At 69.4% G+C, this 17,303-nt stretch carries 17 protein-coding genes; 9 read left to right on the top strand and 8 right to left on the bottom strand.

Features of this window, described 5'->3' with window-relative positions:
* Positions 1 to 12: 12 nt before the first annotated feature.
* Positions 13 to 483 carry a dUTP diphosphatase gene (dut, locus tag NCO8_RS03495; protein ID WP_067492849.1) on the top strand — a complete coding sequence of 157 codons (471 nt, stop codon included), beginning with the start codon at positions 13 to 15 and terminating at the stop codon, positions 481 to 483.
* 5 nt (positions 484 to 488) lie between these two features.
* Positions 489 to 1,385 (top strand): DUF3710 domain-containing protein, encoded by an 897-nt coding sequence (locus NCO8_RS03490; protein ID WP_067636668.1) that lies wholly within the window; start codon positions 489 to 491, stop codon positions 1,383 to 1,385.
* Here NCO8_RS03490 and NCO8_RS03485 read toward each other — a convergent pair.
* Entirely contained in the window at positions 1,382 to 2,110 is a 729-nt protein-coding gene (locus NCO8_RS03485; protein WP_067636249.1) for an alpha/beta fold hydrolase, read from the bottom strand. The two genes, NCO8_RS03490 and NCO8_RS03485, sit on opposite strands and share 4 nt — an antisense overlap.
* Positions 2,111 to 2,183: 73 nt before the next feature.
* Between NCO8_RS03485 and NCO8_RS03480 the strand changes: the two genes are divergently transcribed.
* The 3 genes from NCO8_RS03480 (at position 2,184) to NCO8_RS03470 (ending at position 4,078) form a co-directional block, all read left to right on the top strand.
* The gene (locus NCO8_RS03480; protein ID WP_067492853.1) at positions 2,184 to 2,591 is read left to right on the top strand and encodes an OB-fold nucleic acid binding domain-containing protein; all 408 of its coding nucleotides are present in this window, start codon (positions 2,184 to 2,186) and stop codon (positions 2,589 to 2,591) included.
* Positions 2,592 to 2,594: 3 nt separating this feature from the next.
* Complete coding sequence (locus NCO8_RS03475; protein WP_067636247.1) at positions 2,595 to 3,332, top strand: DUF3159 domain-containing protein; 738 nt, start codon at positions 2,595 to 2,597, stop codon at positions 3,330 to 3,332.
* A gap of 107 nt (positions 3,333 to 3,439) precedes the next feature.
* Complete coding sequence (locus NCO8_RS03470; protein ID WP_376739950.1) at positions 3,440 to 4,078, top strand: sigma-70 family RNA polymerase sigma factor; 639 nt, start codon at positions 3,440 to 3,442, stop codon at positions 4,076 to 4,078.
* A 7-nt stretch (positions 4,079 to 4,085) separates the two neighbouring features.
* Here NCO8_RS03470 and NCO8_RS03465 read toward each other — a convergent pair whose 3' ends face one another.
* Positions 4,086 to 4,757, bottom strand: a complete 672-nt coding sequence (locus NCO8_RS03465; protein WP_067492857.1) for a potassium channel family protein — start codon at positions 4,755 to 4,757, stop codon at positions 4,086 to 4,088.
* 2 nt (positions 4,758 to 4,759) lie between these two features.
* On the bottom strand, positions 4,760 to 5,425 hold the full coding sequence (locus tag NCO8_RS03460; RefSeq protein ID WP_067492859.1) for a potassium channel family protein: 666 nt from the start codon (positions 5,423 to 5,425) through the stop codon (positions 4,760 to 4,762).
* A gap of 173 nt (positions 5,426 to 5,598) precedes the next feature.
* Between NCO8_RS03460 and NCO8_RS03455 the strand changes: the two genes are divergently transcribed.
* Together NCO8_RS03455 and NCO8_RS03450 are read left to right on the top strand one after the other, a co-directional pair.
* Positions 5,599 to 7,596, top strand: a complete 1,998-nt coding sequence (locus NCO8_RS03455) for an APC family permease (protein WP_067636665.1) — start codon at positions 5,599 to 5,601, stop codon at positions 7,594 to 7,596.
* Positions 7,597 to 7,632: 36 nt separating this feature from the next.
* Positions 7,633 to 8,985 carry a class I SAM-dependent RNA methyltransferase gene (locus NCO8_RS03450; RefSeq protein WP_067636246.1) on the top strand — a complete coding sequence of 451 codons (1,353 nt, stop codon included), beginning with the start codon at positions 7,633 to 7,635 and terminating at the stop codon, positions 8,983 to 8,985.
* Between the two features lie 101 nt (positions 8,986 to 9,086).
* Here NCO8_RS03450 and NCO8_RS03445 read toward each other — a convergent pair whose 3' ends face one another.
* Complete coding sequence (locus NCO8_RS03445) at positions 9,087 to 9,752, bottom strand: SIMPL domain-containing protein (protein ID WP_067636244.1); 666 nt, start codon at positions 9,750 to 9,752, stop codon at positions 9,087 to 9,089.
* A 70-nt stretch (positions 9,753 to 9,822) separates the two neighbouring features.
* Positions 9,823 to 11,655: a glutaminase A gene (glsA, locus tag NCO8_RS03440; protein ID WP_084456457.1), complete on the bottom strand. Its 1,833-nt coding sequence runs from the start codon at positions 11,653 to 11,655 to the stop codon at positions 9,823 to 9,825.
* A 216-nt stretch (positions 11,656 to 11,871) separates the two neighbouring features.
* Between glsA and dxs the strand changes: the two genes are divergently transcribed.
* Complete coding sequence (gene dxs, locus NCO8_RS03435) at positions 11,872 to 13,767, top strand: 1-deoxy-D-xylulose-5-phosphate synthase (RefSeq protein WP_067636242.1); 1,896 nt, start codon at positions 11,872 to 11,874, stop codon at positions 13,765 to 13,767.
* On the opposite strand, the gene NCO8_RS03430 is transcribed toward dxs, so the two are convergent.
* On the bottom strand, positions 13,764 to 14,597 hold the full coding sequence (locus tag NCO8_RS03430; protein WP_376739951.1) for a class I SAM-dependent methyltransferase: 834 nt from the start codon (positions 14,595 to 14,597) through the stop codon (positions 13,764 to 13,766). The two genes, dxs and NCO8_RS03430, sit on opposite strands and share 4 nt — an antisense overlap.
* Before the next feature lie 198 nt (positions 14,598 to 14,795).
* Between NCO8_RS03430 and NCO8_RS03425 the strand changes: the two genes are divergently transcribed.
* Positions 14,796 to 15,023, top strand: a complete 228-nt coding sequence (locus tag NCO8_RS03425; protein WP_157104754.1) for a DUF7660 family protein — start codon at positions 14,796 to 14,798, stop codon at positions 15,021 to 15,023.
* 108 nt (positions 15,024 to 15,131) lie between these two features.
* On the opposite strand, the gene NCO8_RS03420 is transcribed toward NCO8_RS03425, so the two are convergent.
* Positions 15,132 to 16,382 carry an HRDC domain-containing protein gene (locus NCO8_RS03420; RefSeq protein ID WP_067636238.1) on the bottom strand — a complete coding sequence of 417 codons (1,251 nt, stop codon included), beginning with the start codon at positions 16,380 to 16,382 and terminating at the stop codon, positions 15,132 to 15,134.
* 22 nt (positions 16,383 to 16,404) lie between these two features.
* The gene (locus NCO8_RS03415) at positions 16,405 to 16,956 is read right to left on the bottom strand and encodes a DUF3000 domain-containing protein (protein WP_067492868.1); all 552 of its coding nucleotides are present in this window, start codon (positions 16,954 to 16,956) and stop codon (positions 16,405 to 16,407) included.
* Positions 16,957 to 17,303 lie beyond the last annotated feature (347 nt).

Raw genomic sequence — 17,303 nt, 5'->3', positions numbered from 1 at the left:
GTCTCGACCGATGTGAACGCACTTGCACCGATTCCGCTGCGGCGGCTCGATCCCGGCATCCCTGTGCCGAAGCGTGCCCATCCGGGTGACGCGGGCGTCGACCTCTGTACCACCGAGGATGTGATCATCGAACCGGGTGAGCGGGTGCTGGTCGGCACCGGGATCGCGCTCGCGCTGCCGGTCGGCACGGTCGGCCTGATCCACCCCCGCTCGGGCCTGGCCGCAAAGGCGGGGCTGTCGGTGGTGAACACACCGGGCACGATCGATGCGGGCTATCGGGGCGAGATCAAAGTGTGCCTGATCAATCACGACCCGCGCACCGCCATCGAGCTGCGCCGCGGCGACCGCATCGCCCAGCTGCTCGTGCAGCGGGTGGAGCTGGTCGAGTTCGCCGAGGTCGACGACCTGGACGAAACCGTGCGTGGCGCGGGTGGTTACGGGTCGAGCGGCGGGCACGCGAGCCTGACCGGCAAGGAGGCGTAATGGGTCTGTTCGGCAAGAAGAAGCGCGCACCGCGCGAGGACGACGCGGTCTACGACGACTACGGCGACGACTACGCCGCGGACGACTACGACGATTTCGCCGACACCGACGACTACGACACCGACGAGTTCCGCCGCCCCGACTTCGCCCACCTCGATTTCGACGACGCTCCCACCGACGAGCGCATCTACGGCAACTTCGACCATGCCCCCGACGCCGCCGCCGGCCCGTACGACATCACCGAAGTGACCGACGACATGATCGCGCGCAGGCTCGATCTGGGTTCGGTGGTCATCCCGGTGCCCGAGGGTGGGCAGCTGCAGGTGGAGATGAGCCCCGACGGCACCCCGCAGGCGGTGCACCTGGCCACCCAGCACGGCAGGCTCACCGTGGCCGCGTACGCCGCGCCGAAGTCGGCCGGGCAGTGGCGCCTCGTCGCGGCCGACCTGGCCGAGTCGCTGCGCGGTGACGGTGCGAGCGTCGCCATCGAGAAGGGCCCGTGGGGTCGTGAGGTGAAGGCGGTCACCGAGGGCGCCGATCTGCGCTTCATCGGTGTCGACGGACCGCGCTGGATGATCCGGCTGGTCGCGGCGGGACCCTCGGGCGCGGTCGACGATCGCAGCCCGCTCATCACCGCCGCGCGGGCCGTGCTGGCCGACGCGGTGGTGCGGCGCGGCTCCGAGCCGCTGCCGGTGCGTGACCCGCTGCCCGTGGTGCTGCCCCAGGAGCTGGCCGAACAGCTCGCCGCCGCCCATCAGCAGCAGGTGCTCGCCCAGCAGCAGGCCATGGCCGCGCAGGCCGCCGCCGCGCAGACACCGCCCTCGGCGGTGCCGCCGAAGCTGCCCGACGAACCGCGGCGCGGCGCCGACGGCTCGGCGATGCAGCAACTCGGCCTGAACTAGGTTACGGCCGAGATCTTTTCGGCCGACAGGCGGTCGAGCTCGGTGAACCCGGTGTGTCCGAGGACCGCCGGGTTCGCACCGAGTTCGGCGAGGGTGATCCGGCGCAATCCGGCCGTCGGCAGCGTCGCGGCCCATTCTTCGGCGACGGCGATCGGATGCACCGGGTCGTCGCCCGCGCCGATCACCGCGACCGGGACGGGGCAGGCGGCCAGTTCCTCGACGGTGGGCCAGGAGTAGGCGGCCGCCTCGTCCAACGCCTGCGGCAGGTCGGGCCACTGGCCGCGCCAGGACTGGGTGAGAGCCTCGGCCAGCCAGGCCGGGCTCGAGGCGCGCATGCGGGCGATCACGGCGTCCAGACCGTCGGCGCGAAGTTGCCCGGCGGTTGCCGAGGCGCTCAGAGCGGCGGGGCACGAGGTGGTTTCCGGGCCCGTCCAGGCGGGTAATGCTGTGATGACACCGACAACCGCGTCGCGATGTCCGGTGGCCCACCGTAAGGCGATCGCGGCACCCAGCGAGATCCCGGCCGCCAGGACCGGTCCGCGCGCGGCGGCGGTGTGCAAAGCCGCGGTACAGCTCGCGATCACGGCCTTCGGGTCGGGTTCGACGGCAAGGAATTCCAGGCCGTGAGCGGCCGCGGCCGGTCCGAATGCACGGGCTGCGAAATCGGCGTCGGAGCCGGTTCCGGGCAGGGCGACCACGGTGACCTGGGGTGGGGTGCGCAACACGGACCGAGCGTAGCGGCCCGGCGTTTGCCCATCTACAGTGGCGTTGAAGGCCAACTAGCGGGAGAAGCGTGCCATGTCGTCATCCACGGGCTCACACAAGTCGGGATCGGGCCCGGACTCGGGATATTTTCGTCGACTCGGACGCCGCCTGACGGCCGATATCGATCAGCTCGACGCCGAGGAACTGGCCGAGACCGCCGACGCCTCGGGCGCCCGGCGAGCCAAGGACTGTTGTCGCGGCGAGGAAGCCACCATCGTCGGCAGGCTGCGCAGTGTGGAGGCCTGTCCGAAGGCGGCCGGTGCCACGGTGCAGGCCGAGTTCTTCGACGGCACCGACGCCATCACCCTGGTGTGGATCGGGCGCAGGCGCATCCCCGGCATCGAACCGGGCAGGCGCATCCTGGTGCGCGGCCGCGTCGGCGACCGCGACGGCCGCAAAGTGATCTTCAACCCCTACTACGAATTGCGCGGGAACAGCTGACGTATGCCCTCCAGCGACGAGTACCGCCACACCGCGGACCCTGAAGCCACCGTTGCCCTGCCGGTGGTCACCGACCACCCCGTCGACCCCGACGTCGACAAGGAGACAGCCGAGGCCGAGCAGACCCTGCTCGAGCAGCTCGGCGGCATCAGCGGCCTGATCTACTCCACCCTGCCCGTGCTCGTGTTCGTTCCGGTGAACACCTTCGCCGGGCTCACCGCCGCCATCTGGGCCGCCCTCGGCGTGGCCGCGGGCGTGCTGATCTGGCGGCTCGTGCAACGCAGCCCCGTCCAGCCTGCCATCTCCGGTTTCCTCGGCGTCGGGCTGTGCGCGTTCATCGCCCACCGGGTGGGAGAGGCCAAGGGCTTCTTCCTGTTCGGCATCTACACCAGCCTCGTGTACGCGGGCGTGTTCGCGCTGTCGATCCTGTTCCGGTGGCCGCTGGTCGGGGTGATCTGGGGCGCGCTCAACGGCCACGGCACCGCATGGCGCAGCGATCCGCGGGTGCGCAAGCTCTACGACCTGGCCACCGTCGTGTGGGTCGTCGTCTTCGGCGCCCGCTACCTGGTGCAGTCCCAGCTCTACGACACCGACCACACCACCTGGCTCGCGATCGCCCGCATCGCGATGGGCTGGCCGCTGACCGCGGTCGCCCTGGTGGTCACCGTGTGGGCGGTGCGTCGCGCGGGCCACCTGCCCGTCGACAAGTCCGCTGTCGGAAGGGATTCCGCTTCCGCCTGAGGGTGGGCAGGGGTACCGCCGGAGGTGGGGAACTACCCACCCTGGGGTGCCTGGTTGCCGCCGCCTGTTCGTCGCACGATCAATGCATACCGAATTACGCAGTGATCGTGAGAGGACCGGCGACCATGATGGCAACCGAGCACCGTGCAAGCGCAGCTTCCAAGCCCGGCTCAGCCCAGTCGGAGAGCAGGCGCATCGGCGCCGAACTCGACGCCCTGATCGGTCCCGCCGCCCGCAACGACCGCGACGCGATCGCCGAGATCCTGCGTCTGGTCCACCCCCTCGTGCGCCGCTACTGCTCGGCGCGGATGGGTGCCACCGGCCACCTCACGGTCACCGCCGACGATGTCACCCAGGAAGTCCTGATCGCCACCGTCGCCGCCATCCCGCGCTACCGTGACCAGGGCAAGTCCTTCCTGGCCTTCGTGTACGGCATCGCCGCCAACAAGGTGTCCGACGCCTTCCGCCGGGGCAAGCACACCGCGTATCCGATGGCCGAGATGCCCGACACCGCCAGCGCCGAAGCGGGCCCGGAGGACTGGGCGCTCGCCTTCGAACGGCGTGCCGCGACCCGCGAACTGATGCAGGTGCTGGCCCCGAATCACCGTGAGGTGCTGATGATGCGGATCGTGCTCGGCTGGAGCGCCGCGCAGACCGCCGAGGCCATCGGTACCAGCCCCGGCGTGGTCCGGGTGATGCAGCATCGCGCGCTCAACAAGCTGCGCGCTCAGCTCGCCGCCGCCTGAGGGCGGCTCAGGGCCGGATGCCGTGCCCGGCCAGGGTGAGCCGCAGGTCCTCCTCGGCCTCCACCGAGGTGACGAACAGCAGCTCGTCGTCGCCTTCGAAGGGGTCGTCGGCCTGGGGCACGATCACCCGGCCGCCGCGCAGGATCGTCACCAGCGCGGTGTCGCGCGGCAGGACCAGGCTGCGCACCGGTTTACCGGCCAGCTGGGTGTCGGCGGGCAGGGTGATCTCGACCAGGTTGGCCTGGCCCTGGCGCAATGTCATGAGCCGAACCAGATCACCCACCGACACCGCCTCCTCGACGAGCGAGGCGAGCAGGCGCGGTGTCGACACCGCCACGTCCACACCCCACGACTCGTCGAAGAGCCATTCGTTGCGCGGATCGTTCACCCGCGCCACCACCCGGCGCACCCCGAACTCGGTCTTGGCGAGCAGGCTGTGGACCAGGTTGGTCTTGTCGTCGCCGGTGGCCGCGATCACCACCTCGTAGGTTTCCAGCCCGGCGTTCTCGAGCAGCGACAGCTCGCAGGCGTCGGCGTGCACCCACACCGCGTCGGGGATGGCGGGCGGGTCGATGTGGTCGAGCTGGCGTTCCAGCAGCATCACCCGATGCCCGCCGCGCAGCAGTTCCCTGGCGATCGAGCGCCCGACGGCACCCGCCCCGGCAATGGCCACCTTCATGTTCAGTCCTCGCTCACGGGGGCCTTGGCCGCCAGCGCGACCACCTCACCGACACTGCCGGAGGTCGCCGCGACGTACACCACGTCGTCGGCCTGGACCACCGTCTTGGATTCGGGCAGCAGGCCCCGGCCGAAGCGCAGGATGAACGCCACCCGAACGCCGAGGTCGCGTTCGAGGTCGCGCACGGTGCGACCGAACCAGTCCTCGTGCAGCGTGAGCTGGGTGACGGCCACCGCGCCGGTGGGTTCGCGCCAGGTGGTCGTGGAGTTGTCACCGATCAGCGTGCGCAGGAAACGGTCGGTCGTCCACGGCACGGTGGCGATGGTCGGGATGCCGAGCCGTTCGTAGACCTCGGCGCGTTTGGCATCGTAGATCCGGGCGACGACGCGTTCCACGCCGAACATCTCCCTGGCCACGCGCGCGGAGATGATGTTGGAGTTGTCGCCCGAGGACACGGCGGCGAAGGCGTCGGCACGTTCGATTCCCGCGCGGGTCAGCACATCACGGTCGAAGCCGACGCCGATCACTTCCTGCCCGGTGAAGCCCTCACCGAGGCGGCGGAAGGCGCTGGGATCACGGTCGATCACCGTGACCTCGTGACCCACCCGGGTCAAGGCGCGGGCCAGCGACGACCCGACGCGCCCACACCCCATGATCACTACGTACACCGTGCACCCTCGTTCCTTGCCGAACCCGTGGCGTCCGGCTTGGACCGTACCCGCCGGAGCTTCCCCCGCCCAGTTTCCCCCTGGCGAGGCGGTGCAAACAACCTCGACATCCCGGTCGGCGGCCGGGTCACGTGAGCGCGAACACATCGATGATCCCGTCTATGCTCAGCCCGGTGTCCAAGTTGACGACGGCGGCCAAACGCGTGCTGCTGGGCAGGCCCTTCCGCAGTGACTCGCTCGGCCATACCTTGTTGCCCAAACGGATCGCGCTTCCCGTGTTCGCCTCCGACGCGATGTCCTCGGTCGCCTACGCGCCGGAGGAGATCTTCCTGGTGCTGGCGGCGGCGGGCATCTCCGCGTACATGTACGCACCGTGGGTCGGTCTCGCCGTGGCGGTGGTGATGGCGGTGGTCGTCGCCAGTTACCGGCAGAACGTGCGCGCCTACCCTTCCGGCGGCGGCGACTACGAGGTCGCCACGGTGAATCTCGGCCCGACCGCCGGACTCACGGTCGGTAGCGCCCTGCTCGTCGACTACGTGCTCACGGTGGCGGTGTCGATCTCGTCGGCCGCCTCGAACATCGGCTCGGCCATACCGTTCGTCAACACGCACAAGGTGCTGTTCGCGGTGGTCGCGATCGCGGTGCTCACGGCCATGAACCTGCGCGGTGTGCGCGAATCGGGCACGGCCTTCGCGATTCCCACCTACGCCTTCATATTCGGCATGGTCGTGATGCTCGGGTGGGGCCTGTTCCGGACCTACGTGCTCGGTGACGACATCCAGGCCGTCTCCGCCGGTTTCGGGCTCCAGGCCGAGGACGAACACCTCTACGGCTTGGCCTTCGCCTTCCTGATCGCGCGCGCGTTCTCCTCCGGCTGCGCGGCGCTGACCGGTGTCGAGGCGATCAGCAACGGCGTGCCCGCCTTCCGTAAACCCAAGTCGCGCAATGCCGCGACGACCCTGCTGATGCTGGGAACCATCGCCGTCGCGCTGCTGATGGGCATCATCATCCTGGCGCAGAAGATCGGGGTCGTCTACGCGCACGACACCTCGAACCTGGTCGGCGCGCCCGCCGACTACCACCAGAAGACGCTGATCGCCCAGATCGCCGAAACCGTCTTCCACGGCTTCCCCATCGGCTTCTTCTTCATCACCATCGTCACCGCCCTGATCCTGGTGCTGGCCGCCAACACCGCGTTCAACGGTTTCCCGGTGCTCGGTTCGATCCTCGCCCAGGACCGCTACCTGCCGCGGCAGCTGCACACCCGGGGCGACCGGCTGGCGTTCTCCAACGGCATCCTGTTCCTCTCCGGTGCCGCCATCGCATTCGTGGTGCTGTTCGACGCCGAGGTCACCAAGCTGATCCAGCTCTACATCGTCGGTGTGTTCGTGTCCTTCGTGCTCAGCCAGACCGGCATGCTCCGGCACTGGACCCGCCTGCTGCGCAAGGAGACCGACCCGCAGGAGCGGTCGCGGATGAAGCGCTCACGCGTCATCAACGCCATCGGCCTCACCCTCACCGGCACCGTGCTGGTGATCGTGCTCATCACCAAGTTCTTCGCAGGCGCCTACATCGCCATCATCACGATGGTCGCGATCTTCATCGTGATGAAGCTGATCCACAAGCACTACGACTCGGTGGCCCGCGAACTCGACGAATCCGATTGGGACGGAGTGCTGCCCAGCCGCACCCACTCCATCGTGCTGGTGTCGAAACTGCATCTGCCCACGCGCCGGGCACTGGCCTACGCGCGGGCCACGCGCCCCGACACGCTCGAGGCGGTGACGGTGAACGTCGACGACGCCGACACCCGCAAGCTCGTGCGCGAATGGGAGAACAGCGAGATCAACGTGCCGCTCAAGGTGGTCGAGTCGCCGTATCGCGAGGTCACCAAGCCGGTGCTCGAGTATGTGAAGCGCGTCCGCAAGGACGCGCCGCGCGACGTGGTCACCGTGTTCATCCCCGAGTACGTGGTCGGTCACTGGTGGGAGCAGGTGCTGCACAACCAGTCGGCGTTGCGGTTGAAGGGCCGGTTGCTGTTCGAACCGGGCGTGATGGTGACCAGTGTGCCGTGGCAGTTGTCGTCTTCGACGCGGGCCAAACAGGCGGCCGAGGTGAACGCACCGGGCTCGGTGCGTCGCGGGTTCGACCGGCCGGAGCGGCGCGAGTGAGCGTGCCCGGCCGACAACGGAAGTGGGTGTGTGGCTGTGAGTGATTGGCGCGGACAGGAATTCGAGGTGCGCCTCGGTGCGCCCGGGCACGGCGGGTTCTGCGTGGGCCGTCACGAGGGCCGGGTGGTCTTCGTGCGGCACGGACTGCCCGGTGAGCTGGTGCGCGCCCGGGTCACCGAGGATCGTGGTGGTTCGTTCTGCCGTGCCGACGCGGTGGAGATCATCGAGGCCTCCGCAGATCGTGTCCCCGCGACCTGTCCGGTGTCGGGGCCGGGTGGGGCGGGGTGCTGCGATTTCTCCTTCGCGACCCCCGCCGCCCAGCGCGCGCTCAAGGCGACCGTGGTGGCCGAGCAACTGCGCAGGCTGGCCGGGATCGAGCGCGAGATCGAGGTCGAACCGATCGGCGAGGAGGTCGTCGGCGGCTGGCGCACCAGGGTGCGACTGGTGGTCGACGCGGCCGGTCGCGCGGGTGTGCACCGCTACCGCAGCACCGAGGTGATCCCGGATCTGCGCTGTCCGCAGCCGGTATCGGGCGCACTCGACGGGGTGGCCGAGCGATCCTGGACACCCGGCGCCGACCTGGTGATCGCCGTGGACGGTGACGGCGTCCGCCACATCGTCGAACTGGCTCCGGCCGCCGAGGCGGACCGCCCGGGCACCCGCCCCGCCACCCCGCGCGGCGGGTCCCGAGGACGTGGGCAACGTCCCGCACGGCACCGAGAATCCGGCCGCCCCGTCGCCGACGACCGTGGCGCGGTCCGTGACCGGGCCGCCGCCCGTAAGTCCGCGACCAACGCGCCGCGCGAGGAATGGGTGCTGGCGGGCAGCGGCCGGGCGGTGGAGTATGTCGCGGGCCGTCGCTGGGAACTGTCGGCCACAGGCTTCTGGCAGGCGCATCATGGTGCGGCGCAATGCTATTCGGATCTCGTTGCCGAATGGTCCGGGTTGGAACCGGGTGGCTCGGGCTGGGATCTCTACAGCGGTGTCGGTGTCTTCGCGGCGCGGCTGGGGGAGCAGACCGGGCAGACGGGTGCGGTGTCGGCGGTGGAATCGGCCCGCTCCGCGGTCGCCGACGGTACGGCCGCATTGCGGGACCTGCCGTGGGTGCAGTTGCGGGCGGGCCGGGTCGAACGCTGGGCTCGCGAGGCCACCTCCACCCCCGACGTGGTCGTCCTCGACCCCCCACGCGCGGGCGCGGGCAAGGAAGTCGTGGCCGCCGTCGCCGACGCCGACCCCCGCCGCATCGTCCACATCGGCTGCGACCCGGCCTCTTTCGCCCGCGACCTGGGGTTGTACCTCGACGCGGGTTACCACCTGGCCGAGTTGCGCGCGTTCGACGCCTTCCCGGCCACCCACCACGTGGAATGCGTCGCATTACTCGACCGCTGACAACCCGACGACCGCATCGGATCAACGCCTCCTGGGCTGCGGTGCACCCAGGTGCGGGTAGTTCCCGTCGGTTCGTCGGGGAAGGCGCGATGGCGGGCGTGCTATTCCAGCGCCCATGTCACCCGCACACTCGCGCCCACCTCGGTCTCGCCCGGCACGACCGGCACCGGAGAACTGCTGCGCGCGAACATGATCGGTGAATCCATCTCGGCGCTTACGTCGTAGGCGCGGGGTGTGGGTGAGGTGTCCTCGGTGATCTGCAGCACCGCGCCCAGGCGCACACCCGCGCGCGTCGCGTACTGCTCGGCCTTGGCGAGCGCGTCGTCGTAGGCGGCGTCGCGGGCCTGCACCAGCAGTGGCGCGGGGTCGGCGATGCCCCGGGTGAGCCCGCCCAGGCGCACGTCGTCGCCGCCCGCGTTCACCGCGGCGGCCACGGTCTCGGCGGGTTCGGCACCGCTGCCCTCGCGCAGCGCGATGCTGAGACCCGTGGAGGCGAGGTAGCCGACGATCTCGTTGCGGCCGTTGTCGGTGTAGACGGTCTCGGTGCGCACACTGAGCCCGCTGGTCGCCATGTCGCTGTCACGCACCCCGGCCGTGCGCAACGCCGCGACCACTGCGTTCACCCGCTGACCAGCCCGGTCGTAGGCGCCCGCGACCGTGGCGGCGCGCGATTCCACCGTCAGGGTGACGCGGATGAGATCGGGGATCGCGCGCACCGTGCCGCGTCCGAAGGTGGTGGTGCTCGGCTGAGAGGATCGTTCGCTCACCGCTGCTCCTGTCGGTCGGGGCCTGTTGTGCTGCCCAACGTCTCGCGGCGCCCTCGGGTTCCGCGCCCGGTCACTGCGTGCCGGAGATGGTGCGCACCGTGGCTTCCATCTGGGCGTACGCACCGGCCGCGAGCCGTTGCAGCAGTGCGAGTTTGAGCTTCGGATGCACCTCGGTGAGCGAGTCGAACACCGCCGGGCTCAGTACCGCCACCCGCACCTGGGTTTCGGCGATCACCGCGTTGACGAACGGTTTGCCGACCAGCATCGGTATCTCGCCGAACGACATCCCCGCCGACAAGGTCACCAGCCGGTGCGTCCGCCCGTCGGTGCCGGGGAAGGTGAGCCGCACCCGCCCGTCCAGGATCAGGTACAGCCCCGAGCGCTGATCACCGCGTTCGGCGATCGTCTCGCCCCTGGCGAAGGTTCGCTCGCCGAAATCGGCGGCCAGCCGGGCGCGGTCGTCGGGATCGAGCTCGGCCAGCAGCGGGTGCTCGTCGAGGGCGATCGAGGTGGTCGGGTGTGTTCCGGGTGGTCGGTGCCGGGCGAGCACGATGTCCTCACACCATTCGGTGGCGGTATCGCGATCGATGAACACCCGCCCGCGCGGGTCGTCGGGCCGCAGGCTCGACACGTCGTGGCCGAGCTTGGCGTCGGGATCGACCAGCGCCACCCGCACCCCGGCCGGGACGAGCTCGGCCTGCAACGCGTCGATCATCCCGCGTGCCACCACGCTCACCTCACCTACCCGGCGCAGGTCGATCGCCAGCGCGTCGAGCTCGCCCGAGGCGGCCTCTATGGCCCGGACCGCCCGTTCGGCGCCGGAGAACAGCAGGTCACCGTGCAGTTCGTAGACGCGGGCGCGGTCACCGTGCGCGGCGAGCACGGCGGCGTCGTCGGGGGAGCGGCGCATCCGGGAGGGCAGTTCCGACACCGAGTGCTCGGCGCGGATGGCGGTGCGCGCGGACCGGGTCACGTGACAGAAGTGCAGTTCGAGCCGCCGTGACAGTTCCCGGCATGCCGCCACTCCGCGCACACTGTTGCCCTGACCGTCCAGGCGTGGCGAGTACACCGAGATGCCGAGCTGCCCGGGCAGCACCGCGATGATCCCGCCGCCCACCCCGCTCTTGGCGGGTAGCCCCACCGTGGTCACCCAGTCGCCCGCCGCGTTGTACATGCCGCAGGTGGTCATCACACTCAGCACCCGTTCGGTCAGTGCCGTCGACAACGCCCGCTCGTGCGTCGCCGGGTTCACGCCGTTGTCGGCCAGCGTCGCCGCCATCACTGCCAGGTCGGCACAGGTCACTTCGATCGAGCACTGGCGGAAGTAGCGGTCGACGACGGCGTCGGGGTCCACGTCGATGATCCCCACCGAACGCAGCATGTAGCCGATCGCCCGGTTGCGGTATCCGGTGCGTGATTCCGACTGGTACACAGCGTCGTTCACGCGCAGCTCGCGTCCGGCGAAGCGCGAGTAGCAGTCCCGCACCCGTTCGAACTCGTCGGGCCCCTCGATCAGCGAGGCGGCGGTGATCGCCCCGGAGTTGATCATCGGGTTGCTCGGGCGCTGGGTGTCGGGTTCGAGCGCGATCTCGTTGAACGGTTCGCCCGAGGGTTCCACATCGATGTGGCGGGCGACTTCGTCGAGTCCCCGGTCGGCCAGGGCGAGCGCGTAGGTGAACGGCTTGGAGATCGACTGGATGGTGAACCCGACATCGGTGTCGCCGACCCGGTAGACCAGCCCGTCGGCGGTGGCGAGGCACAGCCCGAACGAGTCCGGTGCGACGGCGGCGAGTTCGGGGATGTAGTCGGCGGGCGCGCCGGAGGTGTCGTCTCGGCAGGCCGCGTACACCTCGTCGAGAATGCCCGCGACCACCCCGGGATCGATCCTGTTCGGTTCGGCCACAGCGTCACTGTAGGGGGCATTGACAACGGTTCCCGGGCGGACGCGCGGGGAGATTGTGCTCACACGTCGCGCCCGTCAGCCGGGGGTGCGCCCGCTGGTCGGCGGGCCGTCCCGGCTACCGTCGGACAGTGCGCGACACCGGTCGGGGGCTTTCGCCCGCGGCCCGGCCAAATACACTGGGCGGATCAATCGGAAGTCCGGAGGGAGCGAGTTCAGGTGGGAGTGCTGTCGCGGGTGGATTCACCCGAAGATCTGCGCCGGCTGAGCGTGCCGCAGCTGCGGGAACTGGCGGACGAGATCCGCGAGTTCCTGGTGGCGAAGGTCGCCGCCACCGGTGGTCATCTCGGTCCCAACCTCGGTGTGGTCGAGCTGACCATTGCCCTGCACCGGATCTTCGATTCCCCGGCCGACCCGTTGATCTTCGACACCGGCCACCAGGCCTATGTGCACAAGATCCTCACCGGCCGCAAGGACCGCTTCGACACGCTGCGCATGCGCGACGGCCTGTCCGGCTACCCGAGCCGTGCCGAGAGCGAACACGACTGGGTGGAGTCCTCGCACGCCTCGGCCGCCCTGTCCTACGCCGACGGCCTGGCCAAGGCGTTCTCGCTCACCGACCAGAACCGCACCGTGGTCGCCGTCGTCGGTGACGGCGCGCTCACCGGCGGCATGTGCTGGGAGGCGCTCAACAACATCGCCGGTGCCGACCGCCCGGTGGTGGTCGTCGTCAACGACAACGGCCGCTCCTACGCGCCGACCATCGGTGGCCTCGCCGACCGGCTCACCGCCCTGCGCACCCAGCCGGCCTACGAGCATGCCCTCGACACCGGGAAACGTCTGCTGAAAAGCATTCCGGCCGTGGGGGATTCGGCCTACTCGATGGTGCACGCGCTCAAGGCCGGGATCAAAGACGCCGTGAGCCCGCAGGAACTGTTCGGCGATCTGGGCATGAAGTACGTGGGCCCCGTCGACGGCCACGACCTGGTCGCGCTCGAGGCGGCCATGCGTCGCGCCAAGGACTTCGGCGGCCCCGTCGTGGTGCATGTGGTGACCCGCAAGGGCAACGGCTACGAGCACGCCGAAAACCACGTCGCCGACCAGATGCACGCCTGCGACCCCATCGACCCGCTCACCGGCCGCCCCCTGGCGGGTAAGAAGGCCAAGGGCTGGACGGCCGTGTTCTCCGAGGAACTCATCGAGCACGCCGCGCGCCGCGACGACATCGTCGCCATCACCGCCGCCATGCCCGGCCCCACCGGTCTTGCCGCGTTCGGTGAACGCTTCCCCGAGCGCATGTTCGACGTCGGCATCGCCGAACAGCACGCGATGACCTCCGCCGCCGGCCTGGCACTCGGCGGCATGCACCCCGTGGTCGCCATCTACGCCACGTTCCTCAACCGTGCCTTCGACCAGCTGCTGATGGATGTGGCGCTGCTGAAACAGCCCGTCACCGTCGTCCTCGACCGGGCGGGCATCACCGGCCCCGACGGCGCCAGTCACAACGGCATGTGGGACTTCTCGCTGCTCGGCATCATCCCCGGCATCCGCGTGGCCGCCCCCCGCGACGGCGCCACCCTGCGTGAGGAACTCGCCGAGGCGCTCTCCGTCACCGACGGCCCCACCGTGCTGCGTTTCCCGAAAGGCACTGTCGCCGAAGACATCACCGCCGTCGAACGCCTCGACGGCCTCGACATCCTCCGCCTGGCCGTGCCCGGCGCGGGCACGGTGCAGTCCCAGCACGGTGACGTCCTGCTCGTCGCCGTCGGCCCCTTCGCCGACACCGCCATGCACGTCGCCGAACACCTTGCCCCCCAGGGCATCTCGGTGACCGTGGTCGACCCCCGCTGGGTCCTGCCGATCTCCGACACCCTGGTCAAACTCGCCGAGAACTACCGCCTGGTCGTCACTCTCGAAGACGGCGGCCTGCACGGCGGCATCGGCTCCACCCTCTCCGCTCGCCTGCGCGCCGCCGGCCTCGACGTCCCCACCCGCGATCTCGGCGTCCCCCAGCAGTTCCTCGACCACGCCTCCCGCCCCGAAATCCTCGAGGACCTAGGCCTCACCCCCGAAGCCATCACCCAGCGCATCACCGCCTGGCTCGGCGCCCACTAACCTCTCCGCCTGGCGACGACCGCGAAGTTCAACGGAATTCGCGGCCGTCCGGGTGGCAATGTCCAACCCTGTTCGCAGGCAACGAGTTCCGGGAAGGCGGGCCAGTCCATATAGGGCAGCTCCCGCACCGCCTCGATCGTCAGTCCCGCGTCGAGCAGCGCTCCCACGACCTCACCGAGATCGTGTCGCCATTCGTGATTGGTGGTGTGGGTGATCTGCCCGGCGGAATCCTCGGTGTAAGTGCCCGAATCCGTGTACGTCCTCGTCCCGCCCCCACCGAGGTAGTCGTCGGAGATCTCCCACGGCTCGAACCCCATCGCGCCGAGGATCGGATGATCGTCCCGGATCGAGAACACTCCACCCGGCTCCAGCAGATCGTGGATCGACCGAGCCCAAGCCGAGAGCTCCGGCAACCACACAATGGTTCCCGCACTCGTCACCACGGTGTCGAACCGCCGCCCGACCAGCTCCGAAGCCCGCCGCGCATCCCCTTCGACCCAGGTGACGGCACACCCCGCCTCCCGCGCGATCCGCTCCGCGTGCCGCAACGAATTCGGCGACAGATCGAGCCCGTGCACATCCACCGCACCGAGCCGCACCCACGACAAAGTATCGATCCCGATATGACACTGCAGATGCAACAACGACCGCCCCACGATCCCGGACTCCGGCAAGTGCGGCGCCAGCACCCCCAGGTCGTTGCGCACCACCGACGAGATCCGCCCCGAATCCGCGACATACGCATCCACGTCATACATCCGCGACCGCACATGCACCTCGGCCCGCTCATCCCAATTCGCCCGATTGGTGGCGATCGCCTCTTCGTACACAACGATTCCTCTCGATAGTCGACACCCGACACTAACCACGATCAAGCGGCCTGTCGATCCATTTTTCGCACAGTGCTTTACGTCTTGTCGTGAAATGAACAGAGGACGTCTATTGAATATTTGGCGCCACTTCGTTCACAATGTCGGATGTCCGACGAGGATGCGTCATGAGCAGTAAGAATCTAGGGGACGAGGGACGTGGAAGAATTGGAATTTCCCGGAGTCGAGAATCGGCAACGGTTTGTGGAATTTGCGCTGAATCTGCGTACGCAGGTGATCGGCGACCCCGATGCTTTCGAGAATGCAACGATGCCGCGATTTCTGGAAGCTCTCGCGGCGTTCGTGGAAAACCGTCAAAGTATTCCTGTCGGAATCGATTGGAACTTCCTCGCGCTACTCTTGTATGCCGGACTGAACTATGAGTGAATCGCGGTCGAAAAATGAGATTCGGCGGATTGGACGCGAGTGCAGCTTGGTGGACTACCCCGTCACCCGCGGCTCTGGGCGCTTCACGGCTGCGTCTGACGAACTGAGCTACTCGACCTTCGGGGTGAGTGCCTTGGTCAGCGCCGGGACGGCGAGGGTTCGTTGCCATGGTCGTGCCCCACCTGCACGCAGGAACTCCTCGATCGCGGCGGAGAGCTCTTCGGGGGTGCCGACGTTCTTGTAGTCGGGGAGCCCGTCCCAGCACAGGCGACGCACCAGATCGGGGGAGAGGAGGTTCTCTACCGGGATGGAGTGTTCGGTGGAGAGATCGCCCATGGCGTTGCGGGCGGTGGTGAGGCGGGCAGCGGCGATGGGGTCGCGGCGTTCCCAGCGGTTGACGGGGGGTGGGCCGTCGAAGGGCAAAGTGAGGGGTGGGAGTTGTTTGTCGGGGAGGGCGCGGGCTCGGTCTACGGCGGCGAGCCAGTCGCGGGAGTAGCGGCGTTGGCGGGGGCCGCCGAAGACGGGGAGGGTGCGCAGTTGGGCGATGGTGCGTGGGTCGTTGGTCGCGGCGGCGACGATGGCGGAGTCGGGGAGGATGCGGGAGGGGGCGACGTCGCGTGCGCGGGCCAGTTCGTCGCGGGTGGTCCACAGTTCGCGGACGACGGCGAGTTGGCGGGGGCGGCGCAGGGTGTGGATGCCGGAGGTGCGGCGCCAGCGGTCGGCCTTGGGGGCGGGCGGGTCCATGGTGCGGACGTGTTCGAATTCCTCTGCGGCCCAGTCCATTTTGCCCTGGGCGGCGAGGTCTTCGGCGACGGTGTCGCGCAGTTCCAGGAGGAGTTCCACGTCGAGGGCGGCGTAGTTGAGCCACTCGTCGGGCAGCGGGCGGGTGGACCAGTCGGCGGCGCCGTGGCCTTTGCGCAGGGAACGGCCGAGCAGGTTCTCCACCATGGCGGCCAGGCCGACGCGCTCGTAGCCGGCGAGGCGGCCGCCGAGTTCGGTGTCGAAGAGGCGGGCGGGGCGCAGGCCGAGCTCGGCGAGGCCGGGGAGGTCCTGGTCGGCGGAGTGCAGTACCCATTCGAGGTCGTTGATCGCCTCGGCCAGTGGGGTGAGCGCGTCGGTGACGGGGATCGGGTCGATCAGGAAGGTGCCGGCGCCTTCGCGGCGCAGCTGGATCAGGTAGGCGCGCGCGGAGTAGCGGAAACCGGACGCGCGTTCGGCGTCGACGGCGAGCGGGCCGGTGCCCGCGGCGATGGATTTGGCGGCCGCGGCGACCTCGTCGGGGGAGGCCAGCACGGGTGGAACCCCCTCGGCGGGGGCGAGCAGGGGCTCTGCTGCGGTTGGTTCCTCGGCGACCGACATAAACGTGAACTCTACGTGGCGATCACGGTCTGTCGGTGTGGGTATAGGAGTCCGGCCGTAAATGCGTGATTCCGGCGGGGGGTAATCCGGCGGCGAAGGCGAGCACCTCGCAGAACGCCTCCACGTGACGGCGCATCTCGGTGTTCATCGCCGTCCACGACGCGCGTAGCTCCAGCTGGTGGGCGCGTGGTGGGCCGGCGATGTCGCCGTACCGCACCGAACTGGTGGCGGTGACGGTGCCGCCTAGGGCGGTGAACGGTTCGCCACGTGACTCCAGGGAGTCGACCAGCCAGCTCCACGCGACCTCCGGGAGCAGCGGGTCGGCGGCGAGGGCGGCGTCGATGTCGGCCTGGATGTAGGCGACCAGCCGGAACACGCCGTGCCAGGCCTCGTCCCCGTCGGGGTCGTGGAGCAGGATCAGCCTGCCGAAGGCGTCGCCCTCGGAGTCGGTCGGCACGACCGGGCTGTCGGGATGCACGACCTCCGCTCCGAGCGCATAGGAGAACGGCGCCAACCGCTGTGGGGGGCGGATAGGCGCCAGCTCGATTCGAGGGTGCACGGTTGCGGTGCCCATCGCATCGACCGCCGCCCGGAAAGAAGCAGGCTCGCGGGGCGTTCCCCCGGTCGGTGCGGCGCCGTCGCGGATGTCGAGCGGTGTCACGAGGGCAACCGTAGACGGTGGGTGTGCGGGGCGTGCGGAGGCGCGCCGCCTACGGCGGGCCGGTCAGGGGTGCGTTGCGGAGGGTGCATTCTCGAGCGCTTCGTGATGCGCGATGTGCGATGAGACGGGCGGTCGGTCGTATCGCGCTCGTTCGATCGAACGTTCCTCGTCGGAATGGCACCTCACCCCCCTCATCGGCGCGAGGCCGTCCGACACGTTGCCGCGTAGGAGCAGGTCGAAATCCGGTCGACGTGGTGGGG

Origin of the sequence: Nocardia coubleae NBRC 108252 (genome assembly GCF_001612805.1) — a bacterium.
Taxonomy (GTDB): Bacteria; Actinomycetota; Actinomycetes; order Mycobacteriales; family Mycobacteriaceae; genus Nocardia; species Nocardia coubleae.
Note: the sequence above shows the minus strand (reverse complement) of the source record. Positions and strands in the feature narration are given on the sequence as shown.